Raw genomic sequence first — 2,262 nt, 5'->3', positions numbered from 1 at the left:
GCTTGGCCAGAAAAATGAGTCGTTCTCGCTGTTCTAAACTAAGTGGTACAGAAACAATTCGAGGCATGTGTGAACATCTGTTAACTAAAAAAACTTTTTCGCATGATTAGTTATTTTTGTCAACTTAAAAAGCCCCTAACTAGAGGGGCTTTTTATTATTTCTGCGGACTTAATCCATTCTGCGCAAAGTTTGGCGAACGAGGCCCATACAACAAGCCCTTCTGCTCACTTAAACGAGGTGAATAAAGTAAATGACTAACTGTCCCAGACAACACATAAGCTTTATCGCTTAAATGATTCGAGATTTGGTCAACTAAAGCACCCACTAGCATACCGACTAAACCAGCATTATTGTTGCTGTTAGACAGCACTTGCTTTTCAGTTCCTTCCCAAAGTAACTCACCTGTTTTTAGATCAACTAACTTCGCTTCAACAGCAACCGTTGCAACAGTTTGAATAACTTGATACTTAGAACCGTATTCCTTCACTTTGACATAAAGCGCAGCATCAGCACCAAAGATTTCTTGAAGCTTTTTAGGGCTAATCGTTTGTGCATCTGCGCCGTTATAAACACCATTTTCTTTAAACATGGTGTCAACAACACTGATTGGAAAAACGTAATAGCCAGCTTCAGCTACTGGCACCGTCACAGTCGACCAGTAACTATTGGTTGCACGAGTATCAGGTGATTCATTCACAGGTGGCATCACCAAAATAGATTTTGGCATATTTGCAGTATAGGTACTTAAATCACGTGTATTTTTAGGTGCAGTTGCACAACCCGTTAATAAGCCAACAACGGCAGTAACTGTAAATAAAGTTTTTAAATGCTTCATTTTTTTGCTCCTGCTGAAGTTTGACCCGTCATTTTTTTCAATAAACGATCCATTAATACAGTCGACTCAGGATAGACCTGACGCTCAAGCTCAAAATATTGAATCGCACGCGGTGCATCATTCATATTTAGGTATTGCAGTCCCAAATGTGCATACAGTCCAGGCGGAACAGCTAAGTTTTTCGCCTTAGCTTTTTCAACGTCTTTTTCAAGTTTTAATACTTGATCTTGTGGCATCGCTTTCTCAGGCAAACTTAAAGATAAATAAGTTTGCTGTGGAAATTCACCCCAGCTGTACAATGACTTTGGCGCAGTTGCGCACCCAACCAAACTTAGCGAAATAAGACCGCTCATCAATAAAAAAATATGTCTCACAGCAACATCCTATTACTTGTTAGACCACTTGCCAGTCTGTAAATCAAGCACAAGATTATTCACTGCTTCACGTACAGCTAAATCTAAAACTTTACCATTTAATGTTGAATCGTAAGATGCAGTAGAGCCAAAGCCAAGTACTTCTCGTTCGCTGAGTGCGTACTCACCAGCACCTTGTACAGAGTGTACAATCTCAGCCGTTTTTACATCTACAATGTTTAGATTAACTTTTGCATAAGCAATTTGAGTTTTACCACGACCTAGTACACCAAAAAGCTGGTGATCACCCACTTCTTTACGACCAAACTCAGACACATCACCAGTTAATACAAAACGCGCACCTTTAATCGACTGCGCAGATTTACTGAATCCAGATTCCTGCTGTAATTCAGATAAATTATCGCGGTTAAGTACAGAGAAATATCCAGACTGCTGAAGATGCGTTTCTAAAATTGTTTTTGCTTGACCACCTAAACGATCAACATTATCCGAAAAAATACCACGCATATAGCTTGAGCGATTGTCAAATTTACCAATCGAAACAGGTGTTTTTACACCAGTATATTGAACCGCTGCGGTTGCTGCTGTGACTTGCGGCGCTTGTATAGTTCTAGAAGTCTCTGTTGTTGAACAAGCTGTTAAAGACATACACCCCAATGCAGCTATTAATAAAATTTTATTAGACATATCATCCCTCTGATATTTATATAAAAAGCATACAAATAATAACAGTAAATAACATGATAAATGAAGAAATTTACCCGTTTAATAGCAACAATATCGATCTAATTAACTTGTTTTTAACTCAGCTCTACCAACACATATAGCAGAATTAATACGCGACAGCCTGCAAAGATACATTTGACCTCAAAAATTTCAGCATAAAAAAGCCTCTATTCGTAGAGGCTTTTTTTGGGGAGCTAAGTGTCCCGTCCTGAAATAAGTTTACACCTTAAGAGACTTATTTTATGGAACATGCACAAGAACAACGAGTTAAACGCACACAACGTGATTATAGCTTCGCCTTTAAAATGATGGTTGTACATGAAGTA

3 protein-coding genes and 1 pseudogene are annotated in these 2,262 nt (G+C 38.6%); all 4 read right to left on the bottom strand.

From position 1 onward, the window contains the following. Positions 1 to 67, bottom strand: a pseudogene (locus FTU17_RS17700) (helix-turn-helix domain-containing protein); the annotation flags it as partial. Positions 68 to 155: 88 nt separating this feature from the next. Continuing rightward, positions 156 to 836: a GNA1162 family protein gene (locus FTU17_RS17115; protein ID WP_180007515.1), complete on the bottom strand. Its 681-nt coding sequence runs from the start codon at positions 834 to 836 to the stop codon at positions 156 to 158. Beyond that, entirely contained in the window at positions 833 to 1,189 is a 357-nt protein-coding gene (locus FTU17_RS17110) for a DUF4810 domain-containing protein (protein WP_180007598.1), read from the bottom strand. The genes FTU17_RS17115 and FTU17_RS17110 overlap by 4 nt, the downstream gene beginning before the upstream one ends. Before the next feature lie 33 nt (positions 1,190 to 1,222). Then, entirely contained in the window at positions 1,223 to 1,897 is a 675-nt protein-coding gene (locus tag FTU17_RS17105; protein ID WP_180007514.1) for a CsgG/HfaB family protein, read from the bottom strand. Positions 1,898 to 2,262: the final 365 nt, after the last annotated feature.

The organism is Acinetobacter sp. YH12070 (genome assembly GCF_013419625.1).
Lineage (GTDB): Bacteria > Pseudomonadota > Gammaproteobacteria > Pseudomonadales > Moraxellaceae > Acinetobacter > Acinetobacter amyesii.
The sequence above is the reverse complement of the archived record's forward strand: the minus strand, read 5'-3'. Positions and strand labels throughout refer to the sequence as shown.

What these genes read in the sequence shown, in the direction of transcription:
- FTU17_RS17115 (WP_180007515.1), bottom strand. Translation starts at nt 836, where the DNA reads ATGAAGCATTTAAAAACTTTATTTACAGTTACTGCCGTTGTTGGCTTA.
- FTU17_RS17110 (WP_180007598.1), bottom strand. Translation starts at nt 1,189, where the DNA reads ATGAGCGGTCTTATTTCGCTAAGTTTGGTTGGGTGCGCAACTGCGCCA.
- FTU17_RS17105 (WP_180007514.1), bottom strand. Translation starts at nt 1,897, where the DNA reads ATGTCTAATAAAATTTTATTAATAGCTGCATTGGGGTGTATGTCTTTA.